1 pseudogene is annotated in these 276 nt (G+C 45.7%); it reads right to left on the bottom strand.

The features are described 5' to 3' along the window. Positions 1 to 276, bottom strand: a pseudogene (locus JUI58_RS00265) (hypothetical protein); the annotation flags it as partial.

Genomic DNA, 276 nt, shown 5'->3' with positions numbered 1-276 from the left:
CCAAGCGTAAAGAGTCATCATATTTCAACTCCACATAAGAACCATCTTCTCGCGTTATCTTCGTCGGTTCGCCACTGTCAGAGCGGATGTATTCTACTGATGACATGACCGTGACTCCATCGGGTGCGTAGTGAACGATTTTCTCAATAAAGTCGGTGTTTTCTTTGTAGGTGTAAACCGTTTTGATGCCATTGGGTAAGGTGCGCTCTTCCAAGCGATTCACCTCGTCGTAAATGAGGATTGTTGCTTGAGTGTTGGTAGGATCGGTGACTTTCT

This window comes from Spirulina sp. CCY15215 (assembly GCF_016888125.1).
In the GTDB taxonomy this organism is placed as follows: Bacteria; Cyanobacteriota; Cyanobacteriia; order Cyanobacteriales; family Spirulinaceae; genus CCY15215.
Note: the sequence above shows the minus strand (reverse complement) of the source record. Positions and strands in the feature narration are given on the sequence as shown.